Genomic DNA, 17,000 nt, shown 5'->3' with positions numbered 1-17,000 from the left:
GCAAGGCTTAATCCGGGCCTGAAGAGGCGTCGGTCAAGACCCCTTTATCCAGGTGGCGGACACCATGCGCCACCGCGGCAGCGCGCTGGTCGTGGGTGACCATGATGATCGTCTTGCCTAGGCTCAGGTTGAGACGCTCCATGAGTTCCAGCACTTCTTCCGCCGATGCGCGGTCCAGATCGCCGGTGGGTTCGTCCGCCACGATCAGGGTGGGATCGACGACCAGGGCGCGGGCGATCGCGACGCGTTGCTGCTGGCCACCCGAGAGCTGGGACGGATAATGGTCGCTACGGTCCTCGAGGCCGACCAGTTCCAGAACCAGATCGACGTGCTCCCGGCGCTCCCGCTTCGATAAGCCCGTGAGCAATAGCGGAAGCTCGACGTTTTCGGACGCCGTCAGGACCGGCATCAAATTGTAAAACTGGAAGATGAATCCGACATGTGCGGAGCGCCAGTCGGTGAGGCTGGATTCCGGCAGTTCGGCGATATTGATTCCCCCGACCCTGAGAGCCCCGCTGCTCGGCCGGTCCAGACCCGCGATCAGATTCAGTAACGTGCTCTTGCCAGAGCCGGACGGTCCCATGAGCGCGAGAAAGTCCCCTTCCCTGATGACCAGGTTGATGTCGGTAAGAACCGGAACGATTTGATCGCCCTTCCAATAGTGTTTGGTCAGATTTTCGATTTCGACGATCGGATTCATGGGTGGACCGAGACAGCAGCCTCAAGGCTTTTCGGCTTCCCGGACGCGAACCTCCGCACCGTCCCTGATTTTTTCGGACGGGCTGAGAACCACCCGATCGCCCGCTCTGAGTCCTTTCTTCACCACCACCCAGTCGCCTATGCGGTCCCCCGTCTCGACCGGGACTTCCTTGACGCGACCGTCCTTGAGCACGAACGCGACCTGATCCGCACCGCGCCCGATAATCGCCGCGGGAGGCACGCCGAACACCGGGTTTCGCTGATCCGGGGCGAGTTCGCGAGACAGAAACGCGACTTTCGCACTCATATCGGGCAAGATGCGCTCATCCTTATCAATAAAACGCACCTTGACCAGCACGGTCGCCTTGGTGCGGTCCACCGTGGGCACGATGCGATCGACCGAACACCGGAATCGTCCGTCCGGAAAGGCATCCAGCTGGACTTCGCAGGGTTGCCCGACATGAACCCGGCCGAGATTCGACTCGGCCACATCGACCTCGACCTCCAAGGTATTCATATCGGCCATGGAGACGACCGTCCCTTTCGACAGCATGGTCGATGAAAAAGGGGCCAGAATGTCGCCGATATCGGCATTCTTGCTCAGAATGATGCCGTCGAAAGGCGCTCGAATATAGGTGTAATCCAGCGACACGCGCGCCCCCTGGTACGCGGCCTCGGCAGCGGCGATCGCGGACTTTGCGCTTTCCACGGCGGCCACGGCCTTGTCGTGGCGGGCAACCTCGGCGTCATAGAGTTCCTGCGAGACGAATTTCTTCAGCACCAGCGCGCGGGCACGGTTCAGCGCCAGGGTAGCTTCCTTCAACTCCGCTTCCGCCTTCATCAGCTCGGTTTTCGCGACAGCGACATTGGCCGCAGCCTGGTTCAGACTCGCCGCCAGGTCGCGATTCTCGAGCTGGGCGATGATCTGATCCTTTTTGACGTAAAGCCCTTCCTCCACGTCGAGCTTTTCGAGCCGTCCGGTGGCCTTGGAAGCCACGTCGGCCTTGGTTTGCGGCACCACGTATCCGGTTGCGTTCAGCAGGGTGAACGCCTGGGAAGGATAAAGGGTCGATACGGTGGCGACTTCACTTTCAATCCCCGCACTGCGAAGCTTCGAATAAATCAGAAGTCCAACGGCAATGATGACCAGCATCGCCGGAATCCTCAAGCTCTTGCGAAGCACGCCATTTCGGGCGGACGGCGGAAGATCCCGCGCCTGCCGGTCGATCCGCAGTTTTGAAAGGTTGTTCGTCGTCACGATTTGACCGATTGACTGCTGGTTGCATCATTTCAACCGCAAGTACCCGCACCTTGCGAGACGCGAATTCATAGCGTCAAAGAAAGTAATTGCTGAAGTCCTTAAGGATAACCTAAAAACGCGTGCTCGCTGCGCCACACGGTAAATCAAAATGCCGTATGCCGTGAGCATGTTCGGGGCAAAAAATGTTAACGCCATTGCCGGCTCGGGATTTTCGGAGCCTCGACGCCCAGAATGGTCACCGCCGACGATTGAGCCGCAATGTGAAAAAGATTGATCTGGAAGAAAGAGCGGGGATACGAACTTAAGCCTCGACCATTTAGGCCCCAGAACTTGCCTCCCTGTTGGCCAGCGGATCAATAAGCCGGTTCATCCGCGTATTCGCAAAACTTACGCCACCCGGCGGCTATAGAGGTCAGAGTAATAGCAGTAGCTCTGATTTCTGGAAAACATCTGATAAGCGCGGCTATACGGATCACGAATCCGATCGAACCCTGTTTCCAGATCGACGAGATAAGGCGCTCTGACGCCGCGGTGGATGCAGGGGGAGCCGATCTGAAGCATGTCGATTCCGGCATTCCCCAGGATTCTCTGAATAGAGCGGCGACACAGGAACAAGACGTTTGTTATTTCTTGCTGAAGACAATAGTCCCGGGCAGCACGAATCAGTCCCAGCAAGATTTCCGGGTCCGTAGCCGTTTTCGATCGCACCTGACGGAAGTTGTCGAGCACCAGAAGCCGTGAAAACTCCGCAACGACGGGATCGTGATCGGCACCCGGAAGTTCTATTTCCGCAGCCTTATTGATGGGCAGAGTGCTTACCTTGTCTATTACCAGGCGCGCAGCGCCTATCCATCTGTTTCTCACGCGTTCTCGAACCAGAAAGTGAATCGCCTGATCGTCGTACTCATCTCTTTCCATTTCTTCCGAATGAAATTTGTCCGAATTCTCAAATCCCTTTTCCAAGCAAAACACCTTGTACCGCAAATTGAAGTGGATTTCCCTGCTCTCTGGTGAATTCGCCAGTACCACCTCATAGCGAGAATCAAACATCACGCGTTCTCCTTAAATTCAACTCAAGTTAAACAGAGTCGGCCAATCGAACAAACCGATTTGATCTCAGGTTCCTCTACCGCTTCTCATCGGTGCAGAGGGAACGCAGTTCTTCACAGACATAGCCAGGCAAGATCTTTTACGCGCCGATGTGTTAAAGCAATACCCATGCCATGCTATAAAGCAGCTTGGAATCAGTAGATGCGCGGGAGAACTTAGGCCAATCAACTTCGCAAACGCCCGGCACAGTGTCGCCAAATCACGACACAAATAACAGAATTACCCTAGTCGCCTGAAAACTATAGACTAACGGTGTCTCCAATTGGCGTCACCAGCCCCATCTCTCGGGACAACTTTCCTCAATACGGCCACAGTCTGCCCTCCTGGGTAATAAAGTCCCATACCGCCGGACAATCGTTCTTGATACCCGACATTACTTCATCGACCGGACCGATGCAGGGCACTCTTAAACCGTGATAATTGACCGGCTCGCCGATTGGAGTGAATCGAATTCCGAACCGCCTCAGCAATCTCAGCAGCTGCGATTCCATTACCGCGTACCATAGCTTGATGTGGTTTTTGGCGCTCATCTCCACGATAGCCTGAAACAGCCCCAGGGTGACGTGAGGAATTAAGCGGCGACCGTCCATGTCGTCCAAGTCGTTTTGTCGCGCGGAGATACCGTGACTGGTTCTTGCCTCCCCCAGGCGCCGACGGAATTGCTTGGACACGGCAAAACGGGAAATTTCGGCGATCTGCGCCCGCTCGAATTTCAGCGAAATGTCTGATTTAATCTCCTCGGAAATTGGACAACAGCTCTCGATCGGAAAGATTTCCTGCGGGTTCCGGCTGTCGGCGAGGACTAGCCTTACGGTAGCCACCGGCCCTTCTTCGAATTCGGAATTCAAGTACCGGATCAAAGAATGGACCGCTCTTTGATCGAATTCGTCTTGCTCTAAACCGTTACGGAAGGCGGCTGGATTTTCAAAGGAGTGCTCCACGCAATACACCTGGAATCTCAAAGCCATTACTTGTTCGATCAACCGAGCCGTATCCGCCGGCACGATCTCGAAATACTGATTGAAGCTGCTAAGCCAGTTTTGTTGCATGGCCATTCCTTAATGAGCCCAATAATAATTTGTACCTGGTGTAAGCTTAGCTGATCAGAATGAACTGGCTTCGGTTTACGCAATATTCCGCTTCCAAGCATGCAGACGCTTATGAACTTCGATTACCTGTCCGCTTTTTCGAGAAACATCGGCTGGATCACACGGGAAGAGCAGCAATTATTGCGCAGCAAGCGTATCGCCATAGCCGGGCTGGGGGGCGTCGGCGGAAGCCATTTATTGACACTGACGCGGCTTGGCGTCGGCGGCTTCAGCATCGCCGACATGGACCGTTTCGAGCTGGCAAACTTTAACCGGCAGGCCGGCGCCGACGTCAAGGCGCTCGGACTATCGAAGGTCGGCGTGATGGCGACCAAGGCGCGAGAAATCAATCCGACACTCGAACTGCGGACATTCTCCGAAGGCGTTACCGATGCCAATCTGGAGTCGTTCCTGGACGATATCGATCTTTATATCGATGGCCTGGATTTTTTCGTGCTGGACATGCGCGCGAAACTCTTTGCGGCCTGCGCCGAACGAGGCATCCCCGCAATTACCGCAGCCCCTCTCGGCATGGGCGTAGCCCTGCTCAATTTCCTTCCGGGGCGAATGACTTTCGAAGAATATTTCGGATTCGAGAACCAGCCGGAAAACGAAAGAATCGTTCGCTTTTTGATGGGATTGTCGCCGGCGATGCTGCAAACGCCATACCTTGTCGACCCGAGCGCCGTCGATTTAGCCTCGCATCGCGGCCCATCCACAGCCATGGCATGCGAACTCTGCGCCGGCGTCGCAGCAACCGAAGCTTTGAAAATCCTATTGCGAAGAGGCAAGGTATTCGCCGCTCCCTGGGGCATTCATTTCGATGCCTACCGCACCAAATTGCGCCGCACATGGAGACCCGGCGGCCATCGAAACCCGCTGCAACGAATCGGGCTGAACATAGCCCGGAAAAAATTTCTCGCCAAGCTCTCCGAGCCTTCTATAGGTCAAACGGAACCCCTGCTTTCTCCTATCGAACACATACTCAAACTGGCCAAATGGGCTCCAAGCGGCGACAACACTCAGCCGTGGCAGTTCGAGATCGCCGCGGAGGACCATCTCGTCATCCATGGATCCGATACCCGAGACCACTGCGTTTATGACTTCAAGGGACGGGCCAGTCAAATGTCCGTTGGCGCTCTTCTGGAGAATATCGTCATCGCCGCGACCAACTACGGCATAGCGGCCCGCTGGTCTCTGCGGCCGAACGCCCCTGATGCGGCTCCGACGATCGACGTTCGCTTTTTTTCGGACCCGGAAATAAAGCCGAGTCCTCTCGTCCCATATATCCGCACTCGCGCCACTCAGCGCCGGGCAATGCAACGACAGCCGCTTAAATCCCAAGAAAAGATGCGCCTGGAGGAAAGCCTGGGCAAGGAATACGCCGTCTTGTGGCTGGATACGCCCGAGGATCGGCTACGAACCGCACGACTGATGTTCCGGTACGGAAAAGTGCGGTTAACCATGCCGGAGGCCTATGAGGTGCATAAGGACATCATTCAATGGAATGCCCGACACAGTAGGGAACGGATTCCCGACCGGGCCATCGGCTTGGATCCGATCACCTTGCGGTTTATGAAGTGGGCACTGAAAAACTGGTCCAGAGTGAATTTTCTCAACACCTATTTTTCCGGAACCTTGCTGCCCAGATTGGAACTGGACTTGATCCCCGGAGTCTTCTGTGCCGGACACTTCGTGCTCCTTGCCGACAAACCGCCGATGTCAATCGAGGATCGAATTTCCGCGGGCCGCGCTTTACAGCGCTTTTGGCTGACGGCCACGAAACTGAATTTGCAACTGCAGCCGGAGATGACGCCCTTGATTTTTGCCGGCTACGTCGGTGAATCGGCCAAGCTTACTCGGATAGACGCGGTCGAGAAGACGGCAAAACGCCTGACCGGCGAACTGACCGGACTTTTGGGAGAAGATCACCTTGCAAGAGCGGTTTTCATGGGCAGAATCGGAAAAGGAAAACAGCCGGATGCACGCTCGACTCGCAAGCGCCTATCCGACCTTTGGATAACTCCGAACGCCAATACGCGATCCGTAGCTTGACCGTTTGTCGCGGACTTTCAGCGCGAGAGGAGTAAACCTCGGACCCAAGTTTGATCCGTCTGTCGTTCCTTGCAATCGCACACAGAAGCGTGAGCTTCTCGAACCGGATTCCCAAATGGGGCTTTGGGAACCGGCGAAACCTCAAACCACCGCCCGCCAGGGCATTTTCCTATCCACCCCACGGGAACCCGCGAGTAGATACTGTTATCCGGGTCAAGTGCCATGGAGTGCTGGATCGAAGGGTTTTCCGGACTTGAGGACGCCGAAAGCGACCTGGAGGAGCTTGCGCATCATGGCACCGATGATGAGCTTGGCGGGCTTGCCCGAGAGCGCGAGCCGGTTCTTGAAGGGCTGGCCCCAAGCGGTCTTATACAGGATCACCATGGCCGGCATGTAGAGGGCTTTGCGCAAGAAGGCATGGCCGACCTTGGACAGCCGCGGCTTGGTTTTCACGCTCGTTCCGGACTCCTGCCGGCGCGGGTCGAGCCCGGCGAAGGCGACGGCTTGTCGGCTATTGGCGAAGCGGCTGGGCTCGGCATAGAAGGCGAGCAGAATGGCGATGGTGCGTTCCCCGATACCGGGGATGCTCTCGAGTAATTCGCGCTTTCCCTTCAGATCGGGGTTAGAGTCGATGTGCTCATTGATGGTTTTGATCAGGCTCTTGATCTGCTGATCGAGCCAATTCAGGTGTTCTTGAATGTTGGTGCGCACCGCGTCCCGGGCGACCTCCAGGCGGTTACTTTCCTGGGTCCGCAGGGCTTGCAACGCATCCAGACGCAACACGAGCGCGCGCAAGGCGATTTCGGCTTCGCTTCTCGCCTGCCAGGGAGGCGGATGGCGTTCGGCGCAAAATTCGGCGATGAGGCGCGCATCGACGGCATCGGTTTTGGTCCGGGTTAAGCGGGAAGCGGCATAGGCTTTGATTGGGGCGGGGTTGATGACGCTGACAGTGAACCCTTGGGTAGCCAAGCACTGGGCGACGTCTTCCCAATACACCCCAGTGGCTTCCATACACACGTGAACATTCCGTGCCTCTGGGCCGGTGAGCCAAGTGACGAGGGTGGCGAACCCGTCTTGGGAGTTGGCGATGACTTTGGTTCGGAACTTCCCGTTGGGGAGGCGTAACGCGCAGTCCAGTTTGGCTTTGGCGACATCAATTCCGAGATAAAACGTGGGCATCATGAACCTCAAATGATCTACCTTGTGAATGCGGGCTGCCGGCAAGCCGGGCCGAAGATACTGTTCGATCGCTCGATGAGGGTGAGCGACTGCTGCATCGATCTACGCAACGGGCTTGGTGTCCCAAGGGCGGGAACGGCATCCAGTCGCTCAAACCTGGAGCGCCCTCCAGGCCTGGGGTGACCGGTCGGGAGTCTTCTCCAACCCCTTCCGAACCACACGGAATTCATAATACAAGGTCGGGAATATTTTCCGGGCGCCTCCGTCCGGCCAATGTTTTCGTCGGCAATCCTTTGCCGACGCCACAGCCCGACCAACGGCTGCGAAGGCTTGAGTCAAAACGAATAACGGAACTCGCCGTACACCCTGTCTTTGGCGTCGAATTGCCCGAACAATCCGGTAGGCGGACCACCGAAAATATCGGCGCCGACCACCATCCGCCAGTTTCTCAGAAACTCCCAGGTAACCTTGGCCTGCACATTCCAATCGGCACGATTCAGGCTGTGTATGAGAAGCACCTCGGGCTCGACTTTCGGATGGAAATACCGAGTACTGACCAAGGCGGATACTCCACTCTCCAATTCGTCGGGAATCATGTCCCGGTCATGATGGCTGAACCAGCGCTGGAAAAACTGCAGATTTAAACGGGTATCTTCCACAAAGCTGAAATCGAGCCCGACGATGTAATCGAGAACGTCCTGGGATACCAATCCATCCGAGTCGTTGAACCGGGTCACCAGGAACGGCTGATCCACGGTATAAACGGCCTCACCCTTCAGAACGAAGGGACCGAAATCCTTCGCTAGCGTGCTCCCGACCTGATGAATTCGTTTGTGGACCGGCCGATAGGTGATCGTCGGGTCGGGAGCCAGCACGACGTTACGCGCAAAGGCAGGAGAAAGATCCAAACCGCTGTAGTAGAAAAGCGAGGTGTCCCAGCCCGAGTGCAGGTATGACAGCCGCAAGCCGTAAGCGGTGTTCCCGAGGGTATTGTTGGGCCGCTGAACGTTCTTGATCACCGTGTTAAATCCCGGCGTCGGAGGCGGGTCGAACGGGAAGAACTCGGAACCGACTTTTCCGATGTCGTTATAAGTCATGTAAGGAATCCAGATCGCCTCGCCATGGAAGTCTCCTTTGAAATATTCGGCCCGCATGGCCCACTGGGGAATGCGCAGCAAATCGAAGTCGGGAAGCACGAACTGGCGCAAGTCCTTGGCCGACACTACGTCAGCGAAAAACAAGCCCACCATTTCGCCCCAGACGATGTGCTGGCGCCCAACCCGGAAATCCCAGTCTCCGGCGGAGTAATCCAGATAGGTTTCCCGAATCATCGGTTCGAAACGCTGATCGTGACGCACCGATTCGGGATAAAAGTCGGTCAAATCGTAAATCGCGTCGTACATCAGGCGTCCACTCGCCTTCCATTTTAAATTTCCGCTCAAGCGGCCATGAGTTCCCAACTCGAGCAGGTTGCGAAACTTGGACCAATGATCCGGCGAAGCGTAGGTGTAAGCCACTTCACTTTGAAAAAAACCGTTCAGATCGGGCCAGCGCCTGGGTTCATCCACCGTCGCGCGCTCCGTCTCGAATAGCTCGTCAATCGATCCGGGTTCTCCTTCTTCCTTCTTCTCTTCCGTTAGATCAAATAATTCGTCCACGGAAGCCGGCGCTTCTTGGTCAGGATCTGCAGCAAGGCTCTCTGTCGGACCATTGAACCAGGCAAAAGCCAGCATGCTGCACAGCCACAAACGAGATGATTGCGGAAATCGCACGAGATCACTCCCCCACCAGAAAAAAATGCAGTCACGGAACCGTTATCTGACCGTCGCTAACCGTGATGACCCTCTCCGCCATTTCCATAACGCGATGGTCATGGGTCGAAAAAATGAAAGTCGTTTTTTCGTCCCGGTTGAGTCTTTTCATCAACCGCAACACACTTTCACCCGTTTTGGAATCGAGATTGGCGGTCGGCTCGTCCGCAAGAATAATGGCCGGATGGCCCGCCAGCGCGCGGGCAATGGCGACCCTCTGACGCTGCCCTCCGCTCAGCTCGGACGGTTTATGCTTCGCGAAATCGGCCAGCCCCACCAGCACAAGGTAATGCGCCACGCGCCGGCGCCGCTCTCTAGGGGGAATGTCCTTTCTGTACAAAAGGGGATATTCAACGTTCTCCCACGCCGTGAGGACCGGCAACAAGTTGAAGGTCTGAAAGATAAAGCCGAGGGTTCGAGCCCTGAGATCGGCCAACTGATCAGGGGTTTTCTTGCTCACTTCTTCGTCGCCGATGTAAATTTCGCCTCGGCTCGGCGTATCGATACAGCCGATCAGATTAAGCAAAGTCGATTTTCCGCTTCCGGACGGTCCGGCTATAGCGATGAATTCACCATCCCCAACCTCCATCGAGACGTCCCTGAGTGCCTTGACCGTCTGCTTTCCTAACTTATACTCCTTCCATACGTGTTCTACGCGAACCTTAGTCATGATAACCGTTACAGTTAAGCAACCAATTGATTTGCCACTGTCCGAGCGCCGCCCCGAAAGTGCGCAACGCGATATTCCCTGAATCGCTTCTCTTGAAAACAGAATCCGGCATTCCTATACGGTGCCGAATCATCGGTCCGGTTCCGACTGAACCATCGGCGTCAGGTTCAAGCCGGGTTTAAGCTGCCTCAATAGCCTTGTCGCTCTCCACGATTGACCGAAACCAGAATGTGCTACCAGAAGAATAGCTTAGCTTTGCCACATCTACGAATCGACATGAAAGCATCGAGAATGACACGTTCCGTGTTGCAATACGCCTCCGCTGTACTCTTGAGCCTAGCCTCATTGGGCTCTCTTCGAGCCGACGAAGCCCCCGATCCCGTGCAAATCGTGGCAATGGCTGATCGTATCCGGTTTCCCCAGGAGGGATTCCAGGTAGACATCGCCATCACGACCGTCACACTTGATGGGGACCCCGACCTGAAACAATACCGCGTTTTAACGAAAGGAAATGACAATACCGTAATTTTGACGACTGCACCCGCATCCGAGCGCGGTCAAATCATGCTCATGCGCGGACGCGATTTCTGGGCCTTCATGCCGTCGGTATCCCAGCCGATTCGATTGCCGCTCTCTCAGAAACTCACCGGACAGGTCGCTAACGGCGATTTGGCCCGGGCAAACTTTGCCGGCGATTATAGCCCTCAAATTATTCGTTCAGAGGAAAACGAAGGCCGGGAATACTACGTTTTGCAACTGACCGCCGTAGATCGCAGCGTGACCTATCCACGAGTGCTATATTGGGTCGACAAGGAGAACTACAGACCTTACAAAGCTGAGTTTTACACTTTGTCCAATCGGCTGTTCAAAACCTGCACATTTCAGAATTTCGTGAAAATGGAAGGAGAAATCAGGCCGACTCAATTAGTGATGCGGAACGCACTCAAAAAAGATGAACAGTCGATCCTCGATTACAAAAATATGAAACTCCGCAATCTTCCTGACAAAGTCTTTACCAAAGACTATCTGAAAAAGCTGGATTAATAGACAAGGCCTTGTATTCCATCCAGACCAACACTAAATATTGCTGCGCAAAGCCTCGACTATTTGCAACTTAGCGGCTCGCCTGGAAGGCAACACGGCCGCCATGATCGTGGCCAAAACGCCGACGAGGAACGCAGCCAGAATTACGCTCGGCACAATCCTGACAGATGCCGTATACCCCATATCCGCATTGGGCGGAGGAGGCATGGGAATTCCTACGCCGGATGCGATGTAAGCAATGACTACACCAATGATTATTCCGAGTACGGAGCCCATCAAACCCAATAGCGCATATTCCAAAAGGATTATTTTTATAATATCGCCGGAACGTCTACCGAGCGCCATCAAAGTTCCGAATTCTCCGGTACGCTCATAAATCGCCATATTGACGCTGTTGCCGACACTCAACAGAACCATAACCAGAATAATGATCTTCAGCACCCCAAATTGGCGCTCATAAAGATCCACGGTCTTGCGATAAAAATCGGCTAACTCATACCAGGCTTTTATTTCATAGGTTTCCGCCGGCAACCATCTTCCTAAACGATGCAATGCCGAATCGGTATCTGCCGTGTCGCTCAGCAAAATCACCAGGCTGTGAACGGCTGTGGCCGCCATTAACTCTTGCGCGGCCGACAAGGGAATACGCACTGCCCTCTCGTCATATTCTTTCGAAAATGTCTGAAAAATACCGATGACCTGAAATTCGATACTATTGAGCGCCCCTTCGGGCGTGTTGGCCAGTAAAGTAACATAGTCGCCCGGATTGAGATTTAGAGCCTTGGCCACCCCTTGCCCCAGGAGAATTCCGAAACCGTCCGCATCAGTAAGTTGGCGTCCGGCGTGGATAGCGAGTGAGGTTCCCAGCCGGGCTTCCTTGTCGGGCTCGACACCCTCACCGAATATGGGAAAGTCGGCACGGCCATTGTTTGCCAAACCGGTGAAATTGAGCCGCATCATCACTTCGGAGACTTCGTGCCAACCCGCAAGTTCTTTCGCGATGGCTTCCGGTTGCTCCAGCACATAGTGATACGGCTCCTTTCGACCAAAAGTAGTATACCCCTGCTTGTAAATCTGGATGTGTCCGAGTTGAGAGTGAATCGTATTTTCCTGCAATTGGACGAAAATATCGGCCACAAACCCGCCGACGATAATCAAGCTAACCACGCCGAGTACAATTGCAGCAAGCGTCAAAAACGTCCGTGTAATTTGCCTGAAAATGTTATGGAATACGAATCGGACCATGCGGCTTTATGACTTTAACGGCTATGGCGCAAGGCGTCCACGATCTCCAGCCTGGAAGCCTTCCAGGCTGGATACAGGCTCGCAATCAGCGTGGTGCCGACTGCCAGGACAAATGCGCCAGCCATCATCGGCAAAGTCACCATAATTCTTCCCGTGATACCGACATCGACTCCCGGTGGCGGCGGCATGGGAATACCAATTGCGGAAATCAGTTTTGAGAGGAGAAAGCCCACGACAAGACCGACTATTCCGCCAATGATACCGAGCAGGCACCCTTCTCCGAGAAATAGCCGTAAAATATGTCGGCGCGCAATTCCGACAGCCATCAGCGTTCCGATCTCCGCAGTTCGGTCCAATACGCTCATAATGAGTACATTAGATATACTCAATACAATTATGAGCCCGATAATCAACTTTACGATATCGATCTGCCGGGAAAGAAGGACAACGGTTTTGTTGTAGAAATCGGCAAGATCATTCCACGGAACAAACTCAAACGCACCCACTCCTTCGGCAAATTTCGCTTGCAGTTCCCGCAACACACCGGCAGTTCGCGAAGTATCATCCAGCAAAACCACCCAGACATGGGAACCCGATACGCGCAGCAGTTGTCGGGCATCCTCGATCGAAACGCGCAGCGCAGCATCGTCGAAAGCCTTGCTGGAAGAATAGAACACTCCGGCTACGCGGGTCTCTACCGCGTTGATCCCTCCCGCCACGGTGGTCGCGAGCAAAATAACCGAATCTCCCGGCTGAACACCCAAGCTGGCGGCCAGGCCGGTTCCGAGGATAACACCGCCGGGTTTCTGTTTCGAAAGGTCTTCCCCGGCACGAATAAAAAGATGCTGACTGATCTCCTTTTCGTGCTCCGGATCCACGCCCTCGCCAATGAACGACAGAGTCGTTTCATTGTGGCTGATTAAACCGTTGAAGACCAATCTTGGGGCCACAGCCTGGACGTGATCCACACTCTTGATCATGTCGAACTCGGTTGCCTGCTCAGGCAATAGATACCCGAATGCATCGCTTCCGCCCCGCTCTATGTAGCCGGGACGAACAACCTGGATATGGCCCAGACGAGTGTGAATCGCTCCCTCGCGCATGCCCCAGAAGATCCATTCGATAAACCCCCCTGCCAGCAACAGTGCAACAATCCCAAAACTAATGGCGGACAGTGCCAGTCCCGTGCGCCGCCGTTGACGCCCGAGATTGCGCAGAGCCAACCTTAATGTTCCCGGCATTCGCCGCAATTCGCTCACCCCTCTTGTCGCTAGAGCTTCTCGAAAAATTCGAGGCGCCTTTTCCAACCTACTATGCTTGTGCCTGCGGATCGAGCCGAACTACAACACGATTCGCATTTTAACCTTAGCCTATTCCGCCGAATATGAACTGCTTTTGATTTTTAGGCATGGAATGGCTCGACTTCCTGCATTCCGGTTCTTGACGCAAAAAAAGAGGGTGCCGGCAAAACCAGCACCCTCCTTCCAGCCGGGTCCGTTCGTCTAGCCCCTCAGGACTTCCTCGGACATGCCACCCGGTCCAACAACGTTAGTTCCGATGCGGAGCGCACAAGAGCCCATTATTGTAGGCATCCAGCTGATTTTTCAGCGGCTCGCCGGCTTTCCAGGGCGAATTTTTACCGCCGGCTTTGACGCCGCTGCCGACGGGTCCGTAGGTCGCCATCCAGGCATCCGCCGCCGTAACGCCATCGGCAATGCAGCTCGACTCGTTGCCGACCAGCACGTTCAGCTTGGCGGCCACCAAGGTCTGGAACATGATGTAGGTCACATCCCCCCCAGTCGAGTGGAACATGAGCGCGATGGCTTCTTCCCTGGTGTACATCACACCACCGATGGTGATCTGATCCACCGGCCAGGCCTCGGGATGATTCATCCAATATCCCGGAGTACCTGTTCCCGGTGCGTCCGGTGGAACGCAGACCAGCACCGCCGGGTCGCTATCGGACACCGACGCGCCTGTGCCCACCGACTGCCCGGAAACATCGGCCACGTTGGTGAAGGTGCCGGAGTTGTCACAGCGGGTGGCCACATTCAGGGCGGGAATCTCGCCCTCGCTCAGGATAACCTCAGCGCCGGCGACCAAATTTCCCACCGCGTAGTTGGCAATTCCCAGTACCGCATCGTTGACCACCACGTTCTGCAGATCCACGGTGCCGACGTTGCGCACGATCAGCCGGTACAGCGCCCCGTGCGGAAAGGTCACCGAAGGTGCCGTCGCCGCCGTGTTCGCGTCGAACCAGGTCAGCCCGCCGTCCACGCTAATTTCCTTGACGATGTCGATGGCCGGCTCGCCGATGCAGATCAACACCGCCGGATCGCTGTCGGACACCGTTGCGCCGGTATCCGCCGACTGCCCGGTGACGTCGGCCACGTTCGTGAAGGTGCCGGAGTGATTGCAACGCTCTTGAACCTCGAGCGCCGGAATCTCGGCCTGGGTCAACACATTTTCCTCGCCCACGGCCAGGTTGCCCACGGCATAGTTGACGATACCCAGCGTCGGATCGTTGACTACCACGTTCTGCAGGCCAATCGTACCGACGTTGCGCACGATCAGCCGGTACAGCGCCCCGTGCGGGAACGTCACCGTGGGTGCCGTCACCGCCGTGTCGGCGTCTTCGAAGCTCGCGCCGCCGTCCACGCTGATCTGCTTGATCAACTCGATGGCCGGCTCGCCAACGCAGATCAACACCGCCGGATCGCTGTCGGACACCGTTGCGCCGGTATCCGCCGACTGCCCGGTGACGTCGGCCACGTTCGTGAAGGTGCCGGAGTGATTGCAACGCTCCTGAACCTCGAGCGCCGGAATCTCGGCCTGCGTCAACCCCTTTTCCTCGCCCACGGCCAGGTTGCCCACGGCATAGTTGACGACACCCAGCGTCGGATCGTTGACTACCACGTTCTGCAGGTCGATCGTACCGACGTTGCGCACGATCAGCCGGTACAGCGCCCCGTGCGGGAAGGTCACCGTGGGTGCCGTCGCCGCCGTGTCGGCGTCAAAGAAGCTGAGTCCGCCATCCACGCTGATTTGTTTGAGGAGCTCCAAGCTCGGTTCACCGATGCAGTTCATCACCGCGGGGTCGCTATCCGAAACCGCCGCTCCCGTCTCCACCGACTGTCCGGTGACATCGGCCACGTTGGTGAAGGTGCCCGAGCCGCTGCAACGGGTGGCCACGTTCAGCGCGGGAAGCTCGGCCTCGGTCAGGATGACCTCCGCACCGACGACCAAATTTCCCACCGCGTAGTCGGCAATCCCCAGTACCGCATCGTTGATCACCACGTTTTGCAGATCCACGGTGCCGACGTTGCGGACGATCAGCCGGTACAGCGCTCCGTGAGGGAAGGTCACCGAGGGTGCCGTCGCCGCCGAGTTCGCGTCGAACCAGGTCAGCCCGCCGTCCACGCTGATTTCCTTGACGATGTCGATGGCCGGCTCGCCGACGCAGATCAACACGGCCGGATCACTATCGGACACCGTTGCGCCGGTGTCCACCGACTGCCCGTCAACGTCGGCCACGTTGATGAAGGTACCGGAGTGGTTGCAACGTTCCTGAACCTCGAGCGCTGGTATCTCGGCCTGGGTCAGGACCTTTTCTTCGCCGATTGCCAGGTTACCCACCGCATGGTCGGCAATCCCTAGGGCCGGATCGTTGACCACCACGTTCCGTAGGTTTTCCATGCCGCAATTGCGCACGATCAGCCGGTACAGCGCTCCGTGCGGGAAGGTCACCGTGGGCGCATCGGCCGCGGTGTCCGCGTCGAACCAGGTCAGCCCGGCATCGACGCTGACCTGCTTTTGCAGTTCGACACAAGGCGGAACCTCAAAGGAATTGTTGGAATCCGCCTCGAAATGGAAATCTTCCGGCGCCCCTCCGGCATAAGCGCCATTCGTGTTGTTGGCGCCGTAGAACGGAGCCCTGCCCGCCACGGAAACGGATGGGTTGATGCTGTCGAAGGGAGTTGACAGCGTACTATCGAAATTGATTTGCAACTCCTTCGGAGGGGTCGGAAACCAGTCCGGGTGAGCGAAACTCACGACCACCTTGATTTGGGAATTGCCCTGCCCGCGCAGGGTGTTGACGGCTCCCAGATTGTTGCTGCCGAATTGATCCAGCAGGTGAGTTGCCGTGTCGTCGGACAAGGTGTAGTTGCCGCTGAGATTACTGCCGACGATATGGCCTTCCAGGATCAGAACGCCGTCGCTGTAGCCCGCTCCCGGGTTGGACGTGGCGTCATTCGCATTGACGCCCGAACTGAAGTTGTCGTAATAGATTCGGAAAAATCCGCCGGGACGGGTGTCGAACACCACCAGATCGGGAATATCGGGATTGCCGATTAGATTGATTGCCGAATTGACCGTTTCCGGGATTTGCGCCGACGCCGTGATCTCGAAGGACGGATCCGGCCCAGTCGGTATCGGAATCGCGCCGCTACCGCCGGAGGTCAGGATCCTGGCCAGTTCGGCTTGGTAGTGGAGATTAAACTGCAGCCCGGTGCTCAGGGGCACTGCCCCGACTGCCAGCGCGTTGCCGGGCAGCCAATCGAACGCGTTGATCGTAATGGGTGAATAAACCGACCCGGGACCGTCCGGATCGAAGATGATCGGGTCCGCGGCGTGGGACCCTTGAGCAAAGCTCAAGGCCGCGGCCACAATCGGACCGGTCAAATGGAAAGCTCTTTTCATTGCTGATGCCTCAGGGTTTAGTTCCGCCCCCGTTTGGGTCAAGACCTACCCTGCCGGCGCGCAAGAGATCCTAAGCAGCGATCCGAAGTTGGTTTAAAACCCGATCCATGGCATGAATGCTCCTGCAAGAAACCAGC

General features: G+C 56.2%; 12 protein-coding genes. 2 read left to right on the top strand and 10 right to left on the bottom strand.

The window, feature by feature from the left end; all coding sequences use genetic code 11:
- Window positions 1-7 precede the first annotated feature (7 nt).
- The 4 genes from sS8_RS19530 to sS8_RS19515 form a co-directional block, all read right to left on the bottom strand.
- Window positions 8-700 (bottom strand): ABC transporter ATP-binding protein, encoded by a 693-nt coding sequence (locus tag sS8_RS19530; RefSeq protein ID WP_119631230.1) that lies wholly within the window; start codon window positions 698-700, stop codon window positions 8-10.
- Between the two features lie 21 nt (window positions 701-721).
- Window positions 722-1,957 carry an efflux RND transporter periplasmic adaptor subunit gene (locus sS8_RS19525; RefSeq protein WP_119631229.1) on the bottom strand — a complete coding sequence of 412 codons (1,236 nt, stop codon included), beginning with the start codon at window positions 1,955-1,957 and terminating at the stop codon, window positions 722-724.
- Window positions 1,958-2,347: 390 nt separating this feature from the next.
- Window positions 2,348-3,010: a PEP-CTERM/exosortase system-associated acyltransferase gene (locus tag sS8_RS19520; protein ID WP_119631228.1), complete on the bottom strand. Its 663-nt coding sequence runs from the start codon at window positions 3,008-3,010 to the stop codon at window positions 2,348-2,350.
- 359 nt (window positions 3,011-3,369) lie between these two features.
- Entirely contained in the window at window positions 3,370-4,119 is a 750-nt protein-coding gene (locus sS8_RS19515; protein ID WP_170161176.1) for a PEP-CTERM/exosortase system-associated acyltransferase, read from the bottom strand.
- Window positions 4,120-4,230: 111 nt separating this feature from the next.
- Between sS8_RS19515 and sS8_RS19510 the strand changes: the two genes are divergently transcribed.
- A complete protein-coding gene (locus sS8_RS19510; protein ID WP_119631226.1) occupies window positions 4,231-6,213 on the top strand; it encodes a ThiF family adenylyltransferase in 1,983 nt (660 codons plus the stop codon).
- 213 nt (window positions 6,214-6,426) lie between these two features.
- On the opposite strand, the gene sS8_RS19505 is transcribed toward sS8_RS19510, so the two are convergent.
- The 3 genes from sS8_RS19505 to sS8_RS19495 form a co-directional block, all read right to left on the bottom strand.
- Window positions 6,427-7,392, bottom strand: a complete 966-nt coding sequence (locus sS8_RS19505; RefSeq protein ID WP_119632898.1) for an IS110 family RNA-guided transposase — start codon at window positions 7,390-7,392, stop codon at window positions 6,427-6,429.
- Window positions 7,393-7,727: 335 nt separating this feature from the next.
- Window positions 7,728-9,050, bottom strand: coding sequence for a DUF1302 family protein (locus sS8_RS19500; protein WP_145986617.1), 1,323 nt, complete (start codon window positions 9,048-9,050; stop codon window positions 7,728-7,730).
- A 145-nt stretch (window positions 9,051-9,195) separates the two neighbouring features.
- Entirely contained in the window at window positions 9,196-9,873 is a 678-nt protein-coding gene (locus sS8_RS19495) for an ABC transporter ATP-binding protein (RefSeq protein ID WP_119631224.1), read from the bottom strand.
- A 276-nt stretch (window positions 9,874-10,149) separates the two neighbouring features.
- Here sS8_RS19495 and sS8_RS19490 point away from each other — a divergent pair, with 276 nt between their 5' ends.
- Window positions 10,150-10,917, top strand: a complete 768-nt coding sequence (locus sS8_RS19490) for an outer membrane lipoprotein-sorting protein (RefSeq protein ID WP_197716581.1) — start codon at window positions 10,150-10,152, stop codon at window positions 10,915-10,917.
- Between the two features lie 33 nt (window positions 10,918-10,950).
- Here sS8_RS19490 and sS8_RS19485 read toward each other — a convergent pair whose 3' ends face one another.
- The 3 genes from sS8_RS19485 to sS8_RS19475 form a co-directional block, all read right to left on the bottom strand.
- Window positions 10,951-12,111, bottom strand: a complete 1,161-nt coding sequence (locus sS8_RS19485; protein ID WP_197716580.1) for an ABC transporter permease — start codon at window positions 12,109-12,111, stop codon at window positions 10,951-10,953.
- Between the two features lie 65 nt (window positions 12,112-12,176).
- Window positions 12,177-13,385 (bottom strand): ABC transporter permease, encoded by a 1,209-nt coding sequence (locus sS8_RS19480; protein WP_197716579.1) that lies wholly within the window; start codon window positions 13,383-13,385, stop codon window positions 12,177-12,179.
- Window positions 13,386-13,710: 325 nt separating this feature from the next.
- Entirely contained in the window at window positions 13,711-16,863 is a 3,153-nt protein-coding gene (locus tag sS8_RS19475; RefSeq protein ID WP_119631220.1) for a hypothetical protein, read from the bottom strand.
- Window positions 16,864-17,000 lie beyond the last annotated feature (137 nt).

It is taken from the genome of Methylocaldum marinum (assembly GCF_003584645.1).
In the GTDB taxonomy this organism is placed as follows: domain Bacteria; phylum Pseudomonadota; class Gammaproteobacteria; order Methylococcales; family Methylococcaceae; genus Methylocaldum; species Methylocaldum marinum.
Note: the sequence above shows the minus strand (reverse complement) of the source record. Positions and strands in the feature narration are given on the sequence as shown.

What these genes read in the sequence shown, in the direction of transcription:
- sS8_RS19530 (WP_119631230.1), bottom strand. Translation starts at nt 700, where the DNA reads ATGAATCCGATCGTCGAAATCGAAAATCTGACCAAACACTATTGGAAG.
- sS8_RS19520 (WP_119631228.1), bottom strand. Translation starts at nt 3,010, where the DNA reads ATGTTTGATTCTCGCTATGAGGTGGTACTGGCGAATTCACCAGAGAGC.
- sS8_RS19515 (WP_170161176.1), bottom strand. Translation starts at nt 4,119, where the DNA reads ATGCAACAAAACTGGCTTAGCAGCTTCAATCAGTATTTCGAGATCGTG.
- sS8_RS19510 (WP_119631226.1), top strand. Translation starts at nt 4,231, where the DNA reads ATGAACTTCGATTACCTGTCCGCTTTTTCGAGAAACATCGGCTGGATC.
- sS8_RS19505 (WP_119632898.1), bottom strand. Translation starts at nt 7,392, where the DNA reads ATGCCCACGTTTTATCTCGGAATTGATGTCGCCAAAGCCAAACTGGAC.
- sS8_RS19495 (WP_119631224.1), bottom strand. Translation starts at nt 9,873, where the DNA reads ATGACTAAGGTTCGCGTAGAACACGTATGGAAGGAGTATAAGTTAGGA.
- sS8_RS19490 (WP_197716581.1), top strand. Translation starts at nt 10,150, where the DNA reads ATGAAAGCATCGAGAATGACACGTTCCGTGTTGCAATACGCCTCCGCT.
- sS8_RS19475 (WP_119631220.1), bottom strand. Translation starts at nt 16,863, where the DNA reads ATGAAAAGAGCTTTCCATTTGACCGGTCCGATTGTGGCCGCGGCCTTG.